Origin of the sequence: Nodularia harveyana UHCC-0300 (genome assembly GCF_034931085.1) — a bacterium.
GTDB classification, from domain to species: Bacteria; Cyanobacteriota; Cyanobacteriia; order Cyanobacteriales; family Nostocaceae; genus Nodularia; species Nodularia harveyana.
The window spans coordinates 20,703-38,601 of record NZ_JAYGHG010000006.1; the positions used below are offsets into that span (position 1 = coordinate 20,703).

Genomic DNA, 17,899 nt, shown 5'->3' on the forward strand with positions numbered 1-17,899 from the left:
CTAATTTAGCCAGAAACTTTAGCAACAAATTCTGATAACCAGTTCATTAGATTTAATTTATGTAAAATAATTTGTCTAGCTTCTGCGATCGCATCTTTAGCAGCATACCAGGCATCAGGAGTAGCCGTCACTTCCTGAATGTAGGCGATACCTTTTTCATCCAAACTTGGTAAACGCAAAAAACTCCCCGGTGGTAATAATTTATCAGCAGCAGAACCACCATAATAAATTGGTAGACACCAAGCCAATAAAGAATCCCATAATTTTTCACTTACATACCAATCATTTTCGGCATAATTTTCAATGGCAAGGTTATAGTAATAAGGAGCCATGCCATGCCATTTATTCGCCAATTCTCCTGATTTTTCTGCCCATGTTGGTAAATTCCGCCCATACAAATCAAATTTAATCCCGCTTGTTTGCAAAGATTCTAAAAATTGTAATCTTTGACGATGGTTAGCTGTGCGATCAATCCCAGAGGTAATCCAACTACAAGGATAACTTTTTTCAGGTGGTGGCATTTCATTTAATTCCCGAAACGAGTTACCAAGATACCAAATTGCAGGCATATAGTCAGGAGTGGGCGCAAAATCATCAGGCCCGGAAATATAGCCGCAATATTTCTGAGCTTCCTGGTATGATCTTTGATGATTTTGGATAACTTCATCTAGTGGTGGTTCCCGCAATAAATAAATTATCTGTTCTTTGCAGACTCCTCTGAGTAAAGAATCAATATTGACTTCAGTTCTAGGTTGTCTGTGACGAAAACGCTTTAACCAAGATTTTGGTTGGGGGGGTTTAGGAAAATCAAACTGATACATGAGTATAAAATCGGGTTTTGGAGCCAAGGACTGCATTTGGATGTTTCCCCAAATTCCCGATATATTAGGGGTTTGTTGCCAGAGCCAATCTGCTCTGTTACTGAGATTACGATAACTGCTAATCATGCCAATGGTTTTTGTGTTCATATAAATTTATAAGTCCAGTAATTACTTTTTTCAAGGGTTATTGTAATTAATAATTGCAGTTTTTTGAAATATGCAACTGCTACGTAGTTATTTCAGGAATTTAGCATTGTTGAGGAGCTAAATATTTTATCGGTTTATCAAAGTTAACTAAAGCTTCAATTAAATATCTAGCAGATTGATAAGATTCGGTAATTAATTTACTTTGTTGGGGATTGATGGGTTTTAAACTATCATCTAATTGGGAAATTACACTGAGTATTGTGTTGAGATGTTGGCGAGCTTCTGCGGCAATCTCTGCAAACTGAGAATCGGAATACATGGTATTTTTATTTCTAACAGGAGATGATATTGCTTGCTCTTGTATTTGCCCTTGAATAATATCTTCTAAAACATCGATACTTGTCATGGTTTTAGAGGTGAATTTATAGGATTTATTTAGTAAATCCTGCTGTTCTTCATAGTTGGCTACCATACCGTCAATTAATAAGTTTAAAACCCCAATCATGGAGTTAACTCGTATCCGTAATTCCTCAGAAATCCGTGTGAAGTTCTGGCTGCTTTGGGTGGATGTTTGGGGGCGATCGCTAAATTGCATGGAGTACAGATGTGAATAGTAACCACCCTTGCGTAAAAGTTGTTGATGAGTTCCTACCTCTACTACACGCCCTTGTTCTAAAACAGCAATTTGATCAGCTTTCTGGACTGTGGAAAGGCGGTGAGCAATTACTAAGGTGGTGCGACTACGACTGAGATCATCAAGTGCAGATTGTACCAAGCGTTCGGAAACTGTGTCTAAGGCGCTGGTGGCTTCATCTAAAATCAGAATTTCGGGATTTTGCAGTAGGGCGCGGGCGATCGCTAATCTTTGTCTTTGACCACCAGATAACATGACACCGCGATCGCCAATTAGAGTGTTAAATTCCTGGGGTAATTTACTAATAAACTCGTAAGCATTAGCCTGTTTTGCAGCCGTGATAATTTCATCCAGTGTTGCTTTCGGTTGCCCATAAGCGATGTTATTCTGTACTGTGTCATTAAATAAAAAGGTATCTTGACTGACAATACCCATTTTCTTTCGCAGAGATACGAGATCAAAGTCGCGTATATCCCTATCATCGATGGTAATACGTCCAGATACGGGGTCATAAAATCTCGGTAAAAGGTCTGCTAATGTCGATTTACCAGCACCAGAACCACCGACTAAAGCCAACGTAGCACCACGGGGTAAAAATAAATTAATATCTTGAATGACTAACTTTTCATAACCAGGGTAGGCAAATGAAAGAGATTGAAAATGTATACCCTCCTGTAATGTTGTGTAGGGAATATTTCCCTGATTCATAAAAGGCTTATTATTTCGATTTAAAAAATCAGTGATGATGGCTACACTTGTAGAACTATTGGCAAAGCTACTACGCAGACTATTTAACTGAGAAATTAATGGCAATAATCGCAGCAGCACTAATAAATATGTTAATAGTACGGCGGAAAGAGTAGAAATTTGGTCTGAAAAGAAAGTTCGGCTCAAAAATATAATCACCAGTAAGGATGCAATTCCCATTACCTCACTGACTGGTGCGATCGCTTGCGAATTAACTTGAGATTGAAAATCGGCTGCTTCTCGATCTCGTATGAGTTTCTTAATTCGTAAATATTCTTTTACTTCATTTCCCGTCGCTTTCACTAATCTTATGCCATTCAGTGTTTCTAGCACAGCAATTGAATAGGCTTTAGACATTTCACTCAGTTGCTTACCAAAGTTTTTAGAACGGTAAATAGCATACTGATTTATTAGGGTCACAAAAGATAGTAAAAAAGCCGAAGCAACTGTCAATTGCCAAGAAATTGACAGCAATATGATCACAAAAACTGAAATAGTAATTACTAAAATAACTAATTTTATTATATTAGACATAGCACTGGCAGTCCGACTAATTTCTCCACCAAGGCTATTGATTAAATCGCCAACTTTCATCTTCGCATAATAATCTATATCCACCTCCATTAATAATTTCAGCCCAGATTCGCGTATATCTGATGTCAGCATTCGCGTGAAAGAACTCGATGACAATATACTGGCATAAGTAGCGATATTTTTTAAAATAATTATCAACAAAATTGCCCCAGCCATTACCCCTACACGGTAATTTTCTGGGACGTTATCAAATGGATTTATAATAATTTTGAGAATAGGGGGAGCATTAGTAAAATCTACCTCTTGTCCGACCATTTTTAAAATTACTGGTACGATCAGCGCTGTACTAACCCCATTAAATAAAGCCCCAGAAAATCCTAACAATATGGTTAGAATTATCCAACCTGGATAGGGTTTGGCAAACCTGAGTAGTAATTTACTAGTAGACATTGGTTATTTATATCACAATTTAGTAATTATTAATATAATTTATCAACTTATGGTATATTTAGCAACCACAAATATATTAATATCAAGCACATCTTCTCTCTACTTGAGAAATCAACTTATCCCCTAAATATAGCTAGCAGGATTGTAAAAATTCACATACTTACACCTCAACTTTACAACAGCTTTAAAATTTCACAACCAAATATTTATAACTGGGAAATTAGAGAATTGAGGGTAGAAGCCATAGTCTCTAAACTATATTTTTCTATACATCTTTCCCTCGCTCTTTTACCCCGCTCATTTGCTAATTCTATATTCTCAAATATCAATTGAATTTTTTGAGCAATTTCTTCAGGACAACTAGGTTGAACTAAATAACCAGTCTCTCCCAAAATTTCAGGAATATCTCCCACCATAGTAGATAATATAGGTTTAGCCATTGCCATTCCATCAGACAGCTTTAGAGGAAACTGAGCGCGAGCAGTTAGAGTATCTCGTTGAGGAACCACTATAATATGAGCAGCAGCTAATACATGAGGCATCATTTCTATAGGACACTTTGGTAATTTAATTATCCAACGTCCCCATTTCTCCATCAGCTGCTGATCATAATTGTCATAAGGGCTACCACCGACAATTACTAATCTTAAATCTGCTTGATTTAACTGCTCCAGAGCTATTAATATATCTTCAACCCCTTTATGAGGTCTGGGTGCGCCGGGAAACATTAAAATCCTCCACTGAGAGAGACCATAATATTCTCTGCTAACTTCCGCATCATATTTATTAGGGTCAAACATCGCCGTATCTTTACCGTTGGGTACATAAACACCGCCAAACCGTTGTTGGAGAAACTGAGTATCTATTGTGATTGCATTTGCACGAGATACTAACTTTTCTATCCACTTCACGTAAAGGGGATGGTCGGGAAATTTCAATGCACCATTCTTTTTAAAGATATCTCTATATAATTGTTTCAGACTTGGATGATACTTCCATTCATCACCACCATACCAACTTAGTTCCCAGTCATCCATATCTAAAATTAAGGGACGACTACTAGTGATTTTTTTAATTAAAGATATTCCAAAACTTGTAGGTTTAGGTTTAACTGCATAAATAATATCACCATCCAACTTATCCAAAAGCTGTTTGGCAGATCCGAAAAACTCAGGATAGTTTTTACCTGGAATTGAAACAACTGGTATTCCTAGTGGCGGTTTAGCATATAGTTCTTGTCCAAATAAAAATCCTATTACCTCTACTTCATAAGATATTTTTTGAAGTGTTTGGGCTAATAGAAATGCTCTAACGCTTCCACCACCAGATAAATCACTAACAACTATTGAGATTTTCATAGTTCTTAAAAACAATTTTCGAGAAATGGCAGCATGGAAATAATATCAGCGATAACTTTATTATTGATAATTGATAAGTCTTTTTGAATTTGCTCTATTTTAGTGCCTTGTTTTCTATGAACCTTTCGCGTATAATAGATAATATAGCTTTGAAGACAGTTTTAAATAGGCTCTTTTTCTTTGTGATGCACCAATGAATGAGTTACTTCACCCAGACTATCTGCGGTATTGCCAATACATAATGTAACTACGGCTTTCATAAATTCTCCTCATTATCTATTCTATAAATTTAGTTTAAAAGTTTTTGAATTTCGATAGAAAAATTTTCCCAACTCAAATTTTCAACAGTCTTCCTGATATCTGTTTTAACTCTGTATGCTTGTTCAATTAGTTCACATATTGTCTGAACAGAACTGTTGATATCAAACATAAATCCATTTTCACCGTGAATAATCAAATCAGGAGCAAATCCAGTTTTGCTGGCTACAGGAACTACATTACACATCATCGTTTCTACTAATGGAATTGGTCCTCCTTCTAGTTTGGCAGTGGAAACAAAAATGTCCATTTGGGCATAATATTTAGGGTAATCAGAGTAGGGAGCTTCAATATAAGAAAAATTAGGTAAAGCTTTCATTTCTGCAAATTTTTCGTATTTTTCCCATCCTTTTCCCAGCAAAATAAAATTTCTTGAGGGCATCATTTGAATAATATTAAAAATTCTTTCAGGTTCTTTTCGATAATAAAAGGCTGTACAGAAACCTACCGCACCATTTAAGCGTTCATGGGGTAGAAACATTTGTGGATCAGCCGCTCCTAAAATGTAGGTTACTTTCTCTGAGTTCAATCCCTGTGAAACAAGAAGCCTAGCAAATTGCGAACACATACATATTACCTTACTCGCTCTATTCATTACATAAATGAGTTCTTCGTTGCTGATTCCCAGGTCTGCACGGGGATGTGTATGAAAAACAAGTATTTTGCTTCCCCAAATATGAGGATTCTGTTTTAAGCAAATTGGTAAAAAAGAGTAATGTGCGAAAAAGTAGGCTTTAGAAGGTGGTAAAGAAGATTCTGAATAATGGAAGCAATACTTACCAGGAAAGTAAGTTGCGATTTCTCTACATATAGCTTCAAGTATCCAACCCTTTGCCAAATCTAAGACGACAAATACTAAGTCATACTCTTCTACTATCTTTTCTGGGTGCGACTGAAGCTTCCATTTCACCCCTATCAAAAATTTTAAGTAAGAAATTCCATAAGGGATGATATGGGCAGGGCTAGAAAATGTTTTTTCTATATGATACTTAATTTTTTTGAGTTTATTTTTAATAATAATAGGAATCATGTAATTTTGTTAGGGCTATTTTACAAGTTATTTAACTATATTTAATGCCAGAATTATTCATTGAGGTAAACTAAGTATATTTTTGACAGATTTTATTTTTCTTGATACAAAAGATATCAGTTTTTTTGAGCGTGGACCTCGATATTTTTCATAGAGTAAAAAATTTGGTGTAATTGATCTTAAGGTATTCAATATTTTTATGGAAGCTGTGTTAGTTGTTTTGATTTTTTTGTCGAATAAATAAACTGGTGTAGGTACTATTTTAATTAATCTATTAAATAAATCTTGATCTTTTTCTCTGATAGCTTCTTCGAGTAAGTATTCAATACCAATTTGACAATTTTGATTTAGTTCTGGATATGTTTGAGTTATATTTTCATAAAAAACTGTATAGTAGTTTTTCATATAATTCCAATTATTAGTTCTGTTTGATTTGTGCTTGGTATAGTAAGCACCAACCATAGGAGTATAAATGAAATTTGCACCCAATTTTAGAATATCTACTGCAAAATATCTATCACCTAATGCTTTGAGATGTTCAGGAAACTTTGTTTTACTTAAGATGTTTCTGTTCATAAGCATAGCTTGCTGAAGGCAAGGATGAGGTGAATCAGTGAGGAAGTCAGGTATGAGTAAACGTTGAATTAGTTGATCTTTATTCAGTAAACCGATAATATTTTCCTGAGTGTTAACAATATTTTCTTGAGCATCTATAAATACTCGTTCATAATTTGAGTAAAAAACTATATTTTCGCTATTTTGAATTTGCTCTAAATGGCTTAACTGAAATTTAATTTTGTCTTCATGAATCCAATCATCAGAATCTAGACATTGAATCCATTCTCCTTGAGCCTGTTGAACACCAAAATTTCGAGATGATGGTAGTCCGCTATTTTCTTTAAAGAAGTATTTAACTCGCTTATCTATAGTGATCAAATTTTTAGCTATCTGACGAGTATTATCGGTAGAACCATCATCTACAATTAGGCATTCCAAATCAGTAAAGGTTTGTGACAATACACTTTTGACTGAACGTTCTAGGTAGTGACCTTGATTAAAGCAATTTATAATAATTGACACAAGTGGAGTCATCTTTCAATAATTCCTTCTAGTAAGTAAAAATTTTATTGATTACCATTGACAACTTCCCACGGGTAGAAGCTGGGGGATTTCTGAGTGGTTATTTTCAAAATACCAAAGCACAGAACAAAGATAAAGAAAATCACTAATACTTCGTGTATATTAATGGCTGGTTGTTTTTGTATTTTCTGACCACGGGTACGGCATTATACTACCATAATTTATAAAAACTTACAGATAACATCAACAAAATACAACTAATATTGGTGTTGCTGAATTAAGGAATATATGAGATAGGATAATTGATAAATACTAATCATATCTTTATTTGTGGGTTAAGAAAAGCTAATGCAAGTAATCCGTCTACCGGTGCTTTCCGATAACTATATATTCTTACTGCACGATCGCCAACAGAATATCGCTGCTGTAATCGATCCAGCCGAAGCGCAACCGGTTTTAGAGGAACTTAGAAAACTGAAAGCTGAGTTAGTAGCTATTTTTAATACCCATCATCATGGTGATCATGTGGGTGGTAATACAGAGTTGATGAAAGTATTTCCCGAAGTAACGGTGTATGGTGGGGCTGAGGATAAGGGAAGAATTCCAGGACAACAGGTATTTTTGCATGAAGGCGATCGCGTGCAGTTTGGCGATCGCAATGCTACAGTTTTCTTTATTCCTGGACATACCCGCGCTCATATAGCTTACTATTTCCCGCCAATAACATCTGGTGAAGCAGGAGAGTTATTCTGTGGTGATACTCTGTTTGCTGGTGGTTGTGGTCGCTTATTTGAAGGTACACCCACTCAAATGGTGTCATCTTTGGGTAAACTCCGCGCTCTCCCAGATCATACCCGTGTTTGGTGCGCCCATGAATACACTTTAAATAATCTACAATTTGCGCTTACTGTAGATAGTGAAAATACGGAATTACAAAGGCGCTATGAAGAAGTAAAAAACGACCGTAGTCGCCAACAAGCTACTATTCCATCATTATTAGGGGTAGAAAAGTTGACAAATCCCTTCTTGCGTTGGGAACAAACATCATTACAATTAGTGACCAAAAGTAGTGATTCAGTCCAAACTTTTGCTCGTTTACGAGGAATGAAAGATAGATTTTAGTTAATTTGCTGGTTTTCCAATGGTTTAATCTCCAATAACTCTAGTTGGAATTGATCATCATCCAGTTTCACCACTATAGACTCAAAGGAAAGACCTTTTTTTCATCTAGTTGCACATTTTTTGGCGATCGCTATCAAATCCTCATAATTGATCCCTATTTTTTTCAGTCTGCGTATATAATGCAAGCAAGCACTTACACTCAGTTTTTGTCGGTGAAAACCTGCATGAGCAAGTTATGTCTTAGATCCAATAATCCTCGTGCGTTCACGTCGGGGAGTGTCAAAAGTTTTAGATATGCCTACAAAGTAATGATTTAGCAACCAAGGATTACCGAATTTCTAATCTGTATATAAAACAAGAAAATAAAGATGCAAAGTTCAGAATTTCCTGAGTCTCAAGTTTCTGCGGAAACAGAACAATCTGGCGTAACTGATACTGGAAATATTAAAGAGCAAGAGCCAGCATTTAAACCGGGTGAAAAGCGAAATTGGCGTTTAATTGTCGGCATCATGCTGTTAATTTTCGGCGGTGGCTTTGGTTGGTACTGGTGGCAAAATAGCTTTGCGGGTGATCCACCTCCGGGTAATCCAGCAGCTGGTCAACCAATGGGAATTCCGGTAAAGTTAGCCACTGTAGAAACTGGAACCATAGAAGACAGTTCAGTAATTAGTGGTTTTTTAGAAGCTCCTGGTTCCGTAGCCATTAAACCAGAAATTGACGCTCGTATCAGTGAAATTATATATAAAGAAGGCGATCGCGTCCAGAAAGGCGAGGTAATCATTCGCCTGCAAAGTGGCGATACCCAAGCCCAGTTAAGACAAGCAAAAGCAACATTAGAACGAAGCCAAGCCCGACTAGCAGAACTCAAAGCAGGTACACGCCCCGAAGAAATCGCCCAAGGCAAAGCCAGACTAACTCAGGCCGAAACCCGCCTGCAAAATGCCCAAGCTGGAGCGCGTCCAGAAGAAATTGCTCAGGCCAAAGCCCAAATAGAAGTAGCCCAATCTGACTTGGAATTGGCACAGTCAAGAGGTCAGCGATACCAACAATTAAGAACAGAAGGAGCAGTTTCCCAAGACGAACTAGAAGGATTTCTCCGAGAACAAAGAAGTGCCGCAGCTAGGCTGGAAGAAGCCCAAAGAAGGCTCGACCAACTCCGCAAAAGCCGAAGTTCAGATATTGATGAACTAGCTGCGGCTGTAGAACTAGAAAGACAAACCCTCAGACAACTAGAAAACGGCCCCCGTGCCGAAGAAATAGCCCAAGCCCGTTCTCAAGTCTCCGAAGCCGCTGCCCAAGTCCAGTTGGCAGAAGTCCAACAACAATACACAAACGTTGTCGCCCCTCTCACTGGTATCCTCGGTGATATCCCCGTCAAGGTAGGGGATTTTGTGAGTAAAGGAGACGATTTGACCACACTGAATCAAAATAATAAATTGGAATTGAATTTAGCCGTCCCTTTCTATGAAGCCGAAAGGTTGCGTGTAGGATTACCAGTACAAGTACTAGATGCCGAAGGCAAACCCGCAGCTACAGGTAAAGTAAGCTTTATATCACCCAACATCACAGTAAATACCCAGAATATTTTAGCCAAAGCCGTCTTTCCCAATACAACCAGCCGAATACTCAACCGCCTAAACGTCCAAGCCAGAGTCATTTGGGACGAACGACCAGGAATCTTAATTCCCACCGCAGCAATATCTCGCATGGGTGGACAGACTTTTGTCTTTCTAGCTCAAGCACCGTCAGAGTCGAAACCAGGAATGCCAGACCTCATAGCCCAACAACAACCCGTAAAATTGGGACCCATTGAAGGTAATAATTATCAAGTGATTTCAGGACTAGAACCGGGGGATAAAATAGTTGTTTCTGGCATTCTCAATCTGACCAACGGTGCGCCCATCATGCCTATGCCGGAAGAACCAGGTCAATAAAATTACCTAGTTACGAGTGGGCAAATCGAGTAGTGGAAAGGTAGGAATCATCTTTCTAGTCCCCAAACCCCAGAAAAAAAGGGGAGCAGGGGAAAAAGCAGAGATGCAGCAGGGGAAATTTTGTCCCAGTCCCTAATCCCTAATCTCTAATTCCCAAACCCCAGTCCCCAATCCCGAATTTACTTATGTTTATTGATTTCTTTATCAAAAAACCGGTTTTTGCGACGGTTTGTGCATTGATTATATTGTTGTTGGGATTGATTTGTATTCCCACACTCCCCATTGCTCGGTTTCCAGATATTGCTCCCACTCAAATCAACGTTACTGCCAACTTTAGCGGAGCCAGTGCAGAGGATGTAGAAAGTGGTGTCACCAACATTTTAGAAAGGCAAATCAACGGTATTGAAGGTATTCGTTACATTACTTCTAGTAGTAGTAATGATGGTTCTACGAATATTACAGCTACCTTCGATTCATCCCGCAATGCCGATATTGCGGCTGTAGATGTGCAGAACCGGGTTTCTTTTGCCCAGGCGCAACTGCCAGAAGTAGTACAGCGCACAGGTGTAAGAGTTTCCAAGCAATCTAACAATATACTCTTAGCGGTTGGTTTATTTGCTGAGAATGAAGAGTATGACAATGTATTTTTAAGTAACTATGCCGACCTTTACTTATCAGATGCTTTAAAAAGAGTCAACGGTGTCGGAAATGTCAGAATCTTTGGTGAACGTCGTTACGCCATGCGTATCTGGTTAGATCCCAATCGTCTCGCTAGTCGGGGTCTAACAACTGAAGATGTAGCCAATGCTTTATCCGAACAAAACTTGCAGGTTGGTGCTGGAACTATTGGTCAAGAACCGGCTCCAGAAGGGCAAAGATATCAAATCGATGTTCGCGCTGTCAGTAGACTCAAAGAACCATCGGAATTTGCCGAAATCATTCTGAGAACTAACGATGATGGCACTTTAATTAAGTTAAAAGATGTCGGTAGAGTCGAACTAGGCGCGGAAAATTACAATTCATTTTTGCGATATCGTGCTAAAGATGCCGTAGGTTTAGGTATTTATCAGCTTCCGGGGAGTAACGCCTTAGATGTAGCGCGAGGAGTTAGGGAAGAAATGGCGCGACTGGCTCCTAATTTTCCGCCGGGATTGCAATATGAGGTAGCCTTTGACACCACCCTATTTGTCGAAGAGTCCATGTCAGAAGTGGTCAAGACTCTAATTACAGCCATCATCCTAGTTGTAATTGTAATTTTTGTCTTCTTGCAGGACTGGCGCACTACTTTAATTCCCGCCCTGACTGTTCCTTTGTCTCTGATTGGGACATTTATTTTTGCCAAAATTTTTGACTTTTCCATTAATAGTTTGACTTTATTTGGTTTGACTTTAGCATCGGGGATGGTGGTAGATGATGCCATTGTTGTCGTTGAGCAGATTAGCCGTTTTATTCAAGATAAAGGTATGAGTCCCCGCCGGGCTGCTAGTGAGTCTATGGCGGAACTATTTGGTGCAGTCATTGCTACTTCCTTGGTGCTAATGGCGGTATTTATTCCCGTGGCATTTTTTCCGGGAACAACTGGCGCACTGTACCGACAATTTGCCTTAACCATTGCCTTTTCCATTGTGGTTTCCACCTTTTTGGCGTTGACATTGACACCTTCTTTGTGTGCTTTGCTTTTACGTCCAGGACAAAAAGCTTCCGGTTGGCTGGGGCGGGTTTTTGATCGAGTGAATCACTGGCTCGACTCCCTACAAAGCAGCTATCAGCGATCGCTCAACTTTTTAGTCCGCTTTAAAAATATAATTATTGGACTATTCATCGTCTCATTGGGAATGACCGCTTGGCTATATATCACCGTACCTACAGCCTTTCTCCCAGAAGAAGACGAAGGCTACTTTATCACCCTGCTCCAAGGACCACAAGGAGTTTCCCTGCAATATACCAGTGATGTCATCGCCCAGGTAGAAAAAGAAATCTTGACAATTCCCGAAGTAGTAGGAACCTTCGCCATCGGTGGCTTTAGTTTCAGTGGTAATACTGCCAATAACGGGATTATATTTACCACCTTAAAACCTTGGTCAGAACGTACCAGACCAGACCAAACAGTACAGGGGATTCTCGGTAAATTACGCGGAAAATTATTCGCCATTACAGAAGCCAGAGTCTTCCCTGTCAATCCACCCCCCATTCAGGGACTAGGTAACTTTGGCGGCTTCGAGTTTCAACTCCAAGACCGTAGAGGTACTAGTGGTTTAAACAGTTTAGTGCAGTCAATGGGTCAATTACTAGGACGCGCCAATCAAAATCCAGAATTACAAGCTGTATTTAGCACTTTTGCCGCCGAAACACCACAATTGCTAGTAGAAGTAGACCGCAATCGAGCCAAAGCACTGCAAGTTTCCATAGATGATATCTTCCGGACTCTGCAAACCGCTTTAGGTTCTCAATACGTCAATGACTTCAACCTCCAGCAGCGTAATTATCGAGTTTATATCCAAGCAGACCAACAGTTTCGCTCCAACCCCAAAGATATTGGTCAACTATCTGTGCGTTCTCAAAACAATCAAATGATTCCTTTGAGAAACTTAATCACAACCACTTCTGTTGTAGGAGCGCAAACCGTTAATCACTATAATCTATTTCGCTCCATTGCCATCAACGGTTCTCCGGCTCCCGGCTCTAGTTCTGGAAACGCTCTTCAGGCGATGGAACAAATAGCTCAAGAAATTTTACCCCCTGGTTTTGGTTATGAGTGGTCAGGAACTGCATTAGAAGAAATAGATTCTGGCGGTTTAGCACCCATTATCTTTGGTTTAGGAATTGTCTTCGTCTTTTTAGTCCTAGCCGCTCAGTATGAAAACTACATCGACCCCCTGATTATCCTCTTATCAGTACCTTTAGCAATTTTTGGCGCACTAATAGCCCAATCAATGCGGGGTTTTGCTAACGATGTTTACTGTCAAATCGGTCTAGTCATGTTGATTGGTTTAGCCAGTAAAAACGCGATTTTAATCGTAGAATTTGCCAACCAACTACGAGAGCAAGGACTTTCCATTACTAAAGCCGCCGTTGAAGCTGCACAAGGGCGTTTACGCCCGATTTTAATGACAGCATTTTCCACACTTCTCGGTATTTTCCCCCTAACAATTGCCACCGGTGCAGGTGCGGGAAGTCGCCAATCCTTGGGAACAACTGTATTTGGTGGGATGTTAATCGCTACCTTCCTAAGTTTATTTGTCGTGCCAATTCTATATATCGTGATTAAAAGCACAACAGAAAGCCTGTTCAAACCCAATCGTCATCAAATGCAACTAGATGAGGAATAATACCTCTCCCCCTCTGCGTCTCTGCGCCTCTGCGTGATACACCCAAACCAAAAAACTCATGGAAATATTTCACGTTATCAAAGAAACCATCACCCAACCACCAATTCCCCACGAACCACACAAGCAATCACTAAAAGCTTGGGCGATGTACTGCTTACGGGATAAAGGATTTAAAGTCATTTATGCCCAAAATGCCGACTTTGCCATTGAACCCAAGGGACAAGAAAAGGTCTATTTTAAAGTTACTAATAATGCCGAAGACGTAGACAATTCTTCTAACTGGATAGTTTGGGATAGTACAACTAAAACCGTAAGCCTGATTCCACTAACTTAAAGGTTTGTAGTGAGGACTTTAGTCCTCTCCATCCACTAAACTTGCTTTTCAAATATCATCAAGTGTTGCTGAGGTAATAGGTTTTTTGTTTCTCGCCAAACTAAACCCACAGCTTCCATTTCCTTACGGACTTGCTTCTGAGTCATTTTGTGCAACCGTTTAATCATAATGAAAGGATTTTCGCCCCGATACTCCACCAGCACTACTTTTCCTCCTGGTTTCAACGCTTTAACAATTTCTGTCATCACTTCTTGGGGATATTCCAACTCATGGTAAGCATCGACCATTAGGGCTAAATCAATACTTGCAGGTGACAGGTTGGGGTTGGTGAGAGTTGCTAATAATGGCTCAACATTGGGAATATTTTTCTCCTGTTGGAAAAATTCCACAATCTCTAGCATTTCTGGTTGAATATCTACGGCGAGAACCTTTCCATCTGTTAATAATGGTGCAATGCGAAAGCTGAGATATCCAGTACCCGCGCCAATATCTGCTACCACATCATCGGGTTTTAAGTTCAACGCACTGACTATTTTACTGGGTTGTTCTTCTACCTCGCGCCTGGGTCTTTCTAACCAACCTGCGCCTGTGTGTCCCATTACTTTGGCGATTTCTCGCCCCATGTAATATTTTCCAATCCCATCTGCACTGGGATACGCTTTCTGTTCATATACATTATTAGCCAGAACTGTGGGTGTAAATAGGAGGGTGAGTAGGAGGATGAAAACGCAAAGGTACGCTGAGGTTAACGCAAAGGTGCGCTGAGGTTTTAAATTACGAAGGGTTGGAATTGAGGTGTGTGCCATTGTTCGCCGATGCGGTCTGCTACTAAGGGTGTGACAATGAATTTGGGTGGTGTGCCGAGTTTAACGTCAATTCTGACACAGGAGTAAGGTAGATGTTTGTGGGGTTTTTGTCCGTTGCGACCGACAAACAGCAGAGACTCGGCGACTTGGCGCTGGGGATGACCAGGAATATCTGTAAAGATTTCTCTTAATTCGTTACCTTCTGGACGTTGACGGCGGGGATAATGACCACTACCACCGGAGATAATACAGTTAATATGAGAGTCTGCATATCCTGTGTCAACTGTGCGAATATGTTCTAAGCAGTGGGCGTGTCCGTTGAGAATTAAATCGACTATGGGACGGTGTTTGATTTGAGAACCAAGGGTTTCTGCTACCTGTTCAAATACCCAGCGTAGGCGATGACGCACTGCTAAGGTTTGGGCTTGATTCCATTTTGTGGCTTCTGTGACGTAGGGGGGATGGTGAAAGAAGATAATTCTGCCCCTGATTTCTGAGTTGTTCCAAGATTCTATGAGTCGGTTTTTTAACCAGATCAGTTGTTCAAAATCAATAATATCTGTGGCGTTGGATGTTAGTTGTTTTTCAATATCAATTTTGACTTCGTTGATTTGCTCTAGTTTGGCTTTGAGATAATCTAGTTGTTCGGCTTCGACGAGTTTTTCGGGGTTGAGTTGGTCGCAAGTTACTAAAATTTGCTCTTCTTCTTGGTCTATTTTCTGGCGACGTTGCTGTAATTCCCGGCGGTTGTTTTCCCCTTCTGGTGTTTCTGGTAAAGGGGATGGTGCATTAAAGGTGTTGGAATCTAGGGCGAAAAAGTCGATACCGCCGTAACGAAAGGTGTAATAGCGGTTGGGTAAGCGGGTAAATTTTCCGGGTTGATAACGCAAACACCGCCCCCGGTCAGTCATAGCAGTGTAATGTTGATCTAAGTGATGTTGTAATTCTCTGGGGTTAGATTTCCCTGCTATGTAATCAAGAAATGCTCTAGCATAAGCATCTCCTTGATTTGAACCATGCCACCCAATTTCGATATCTTTGTACCGTAGAAAACGACGTAATGGCCTAGTGCTACCTGCAAATAATCTATACATGAATGGTACGTCATAGTAATCGTGATTGCCGGGTACTGGTAAAAAGGGTAGATTGAATACCATGCGGTCATAAGCAATTTTTTCTGGTTCGTCTCCACCTACGAGAAATTCCCGATAGGGTTGAATAAAGTTTTTGTCATAAAATTCATGGGAACCTACGGCATAAATGACATCGCCAGTATGTAAGATAAAACGACTGTCTTGTTTATGGGCGAGCATTAATTCTGCAACTTTACGCTGGGGATGGTATCCGTATAGTGATGTTGTACCTGTGTCACCAATTACCATGAAGGAAAACTCTGGATTGTCTTCTTGACCATCATCAATGACTATGCTGGTTTGATCGATTCCCTGGGCGACTATCTGGGGATGAAGCCACTGTACTCTGTGTTTCATTTTGTGAATTTTTTCGGAAATCGATGGTTCAAAAATTAAATTCATCAGTAATTTTCCTGAGTTTTAAGTTTTTTGAGGTTATTAGGACTTACGCATAAATTAGGGAATAACTAACCACAGAGACGCAGAGGACACAGAGGAATCAGGATTTGGGAGAGTTTTTGCGTAAGTCCTGGTTATTAAAATCGCACAATCATGGATTTATTCATTTAACTAGGTCTAAATGGCTTTGCCCATTCCTTGCACGGATTTGTTAGTTTGCGTAAAAATAGAAGTTAGGATGCCTTAATTTATCTTAACAATGGCGCTCACACAGCTACATCAAAATTTTTCCCCTCAAGAAACACCGCCAGATCATCGGGGATATGATTATGATTTGGTAATTGTCGGCGGTGGTATTACTGGATTGACTTTAGCCTCGGCTTTGAAGGGTTCTGGTTTAAGTGTTCTGCTGATTGAGGCGAGAGTAACATCAGCCTCAGTTGCTAAGGGACAAGCTTATGCAGTTCATATGCTTTCGGCTTTGATTTATCAGGGAATTGGCGTTTGGGAGGAAATATCGCCTCACATCGCTAAATATTGCCAAGTTCGTCTTTCTGATGCCGATTATCCTGATGTAGTAGAATTTGCTACTGATGATATAGGTACGCCAGAGTTGGGTTATGTGGCGGAACATCAAGCGCTGTTACAGCCTTTGCAGGAGTTTGTGCAGAGTTGTCCGAATGTGACTTATTTGTGTCCGGCTGAGGTGCTAAAGACGGAATATCAGCAGGATATTGTGTGTATAGATATCAAAATTGCTGAGACAATTCAAACGGTTCGCAGTAAGTTAGTTGTGGCTGCTGATGGTTCCCGATCGCGCATCAGGGAAGCTGCGGGAATTAAAACTTCTGGCTGGAAGTATTGGCAATCTTGTATTGTGGCATTTGTAAGACCGGAAAAAGACCACAATGAGACGGCTTATGAACGGTTTTGGACTAGCGGTCCTTTTGCAATTTTACCTCTGCCGGGGAATCGTTGCCGGATTGTCTGGACAGCGCCCCATGCAGAAGCCCAGGCTTTGTGTGCTTTAGATGATCAGCAATTTTTGGCAGAACTCAGCCGCCGCTATGGTGATCAAATGGGTAAGTTAGAGTTGCTGGGCGATCGCTTTATTTTTCCCGTCCAACTCATGCAAAGCGATCGCTATGTTCTCCCTAGATTAGCTTTAATCGGTGATGCGGCTCATAATTGTCATCCGGTGGGCGGACAAGGTTTAAATTTGGGGATTCGAGATGCTGCTGCTTTAGCTCAAGTGTTACAAACAGCACATGAGGCGGGACAAGATATTGGCAATGTCAAAATCCTCAAACGCTATGAACGCTGGCGCAAACTCGAAAACCTGACAATTTTAGGTTTTACTGATTTGTTAGACCGGATGTTCTCTAACAACTTTTTACCACTGGTGCTAATTCGTCGCTTGGGTTTGGGGATGATGCGACGTATACCTGTTTTAAAAGTGTTTGCACTCAAGTTAATGATTGGTTTGAAAGGACGTACCCCAGAATTAGCAAAACGGCGTTGCTGATTGATACGCCCCGCTTCGCTAAAACGCAGATGCGCAAAGGAAAGGTATTTTTGGCTTTTCAAACTTTGATTCAGCAAGGCCAGGGAAACGATGATGATTATCAGAGGATGGGGAAACCTCCCCACTCTCTCATTTCGCGGCGTTTTAATGGATATTATTATCACCTGGCCACAGACGCGATCAGAAAGGGAAAATTCG

12 protein-coding genes are annotated in these 17,899 nt (G+C 40.0%); 5 read left to right on the forward strand and 7 right to left on the reverse strand.

The annotated features are described in order from the left end of the window. Window positions 1–5: 5 nt before the first annotated feature. From VB620_RS05840 to VB620_RS05860, 5 genes are all read right to left on the reverse strand, one after another. Window positions 6–968, reverse strand: coding sequence for a glycosyltransferase family 10 domain-containing protein (locus VB620_RS05840; RefSeq protein ID WP_323195202.1), 963 nt, complete (start codon window positions 966–968; stop codon window positions 6–8). 100 nt (window positions 969–1,068) lie between these two features. Beyond that, window positions 1,069–3,333 carry an ABC transporter ATP-binding protein gene (locus VB620_RS05845; protein ID WP_323195203.1) on the reverse strand — a complete coding sequence of 755 codons (2,265 nt, stop codon included), beginning with the start codon at window positions 3,331–3,333 and terminating at the stop codon, window positions 1,069–1,071. 206 nt (window positions 3,334–3,539) lie between these two features. Next, window positions 3,540–4,691, reverse strand: a complete 1,152-nt coding sequence (locus VB620_RS05850) for a glycosyltransferase family 4 protein (protein ID WP_323195204.1) — start codon at window positions 4,689–4,691, stop codon at window positions 3,540–3,542. Between the two features lie 289 nt (window positions 4,692–4,980). Next, window positions 4,981–6,039: a glycosyltransferase gene (locus tag VB620_RS05855; protein WP_323195205.1), complete on the reverse strand. Its 1,059-nt coding sequence runs from the start codon at window positions 6,037–6,039 to the stop codon at window positions 4,981–4,983. A 57-nt stretch (window positions 6,040–6,096) separates the two neighbouring features. Further along, entirely contained in the window at window positions 6,097–7,131 is a 1,035-nt protein-coding gene (locus VB620_RS05860) for a glycosyltransferase family 2 protein (RefSeq protein WP_323195206.1), read from the reverse strand. A 336-nt stretch (window positions 7,132–7,467) separates the two neighbouring features. Here VB620_RS05860 and gloB point away from each other — a divergent pair, with 336 nt between their 5' ends. The 4 genes from gloB to VB620_RS05880 all read left to right on the forward strand — a co-directional run bounded on the left by gloB (window position 7,468) and on the right by VB620_RS05880 (window position 13,838). Then, window positions 7,468–8,241 carry a hydroxyacylglutathione hydrolase gene (gene gloB, locus VB620_RS05865; RefSeq protein ID WP_323195207.1) on the forward strand — a complete coding sequence of 258 codons (774 nt, stop codon included), beginning with the start codon at window positions 7,468–7,470 and terminating at the stop codon, window positions 8,239–8,241. 368 nt (window positions 8,242–8,609) lie between these two features. Continuing rightward, window positions 8,610–10,175: an efflux RND transporter periplasmic adaptor subunit gene (locus VB620_RS05870; protein WP_323195208.1), complete on the forward strand. Its 1,566-nt coding sequence runs from the start codon at window positions 8,610–8,612 to the stop codon at window positions 10,173–10,175. Window positions 10,176–10,360: 185 nt separating this feature from the next. After that, a complete protein-coding gene (locus tag VB620_RS05875) occupies window positions 10,361–13,504 on the forward strand; it encodes an efflux RND transporter permease subunit (protein ID WP_323195209.1) in 3,144 nt (1,047 codons plus the stop codon). Between the two features lie 58 nt (window positions 13,505–13,562). Then, window positions 13,563–13,838: a hypothetical protein gene (locus VB620_RS05880; protein WP_323195210.1), complete on the forward strand. Its 276-nt coding sequence runs from the start codon at window positions 13,563–13,565 to the stop codon at window positions 13,836–13,838. 35 nt (window positions 13,839–13,873) lie between these two features. Here VB620_RS05880 and VB620_RS05885 read toward each other — a convergent pair whose 3' ends face one another. Then, window positions 13,874–14,644 (reverse strand): class I SAM-dependent methyltransferase, encoded by a 771-nt coding sequence (locus tag VB620_RS05885; protein WP_323195211.1) that lies wholly within the window; start codon window positions 14,642–14,644, stop codon window positions 13,874–13,876. Next, complete coding sequence (locus VB620_RS05890) at window positions 14,608–16,179, reverse strand: metallophosphoesterase family protein (protein ID WP_323195212.1); 1,572 nt, start codon at window positions 16,177–16,179, stop codon at window positions 14,608–14,610. The genes VB620_RS05885 and VB620_RS05890 overlap by 37 nt, the downstream gene beginning before the upstream one ends. Before the next feature lie 256 nt (window positions 16,180–16,435). Here VB620_RS05890 and VB620_RS05895 point away from each other — a divergent pair, with 256 nt between their 5' ends. After that, window positions 16,436–17,701, forward strand: a complete 1,266-nt coding sequence (locus VB620_RS05895; RefSeq protein ID WP_323195213.1) for an FAD-dependent hydroxylase — start codon at window positions 16,436–16,438, stop codon at window positions 17,699–17,701. Window positions 17,702–17,899: the final 198 nt, after the last annotated feature.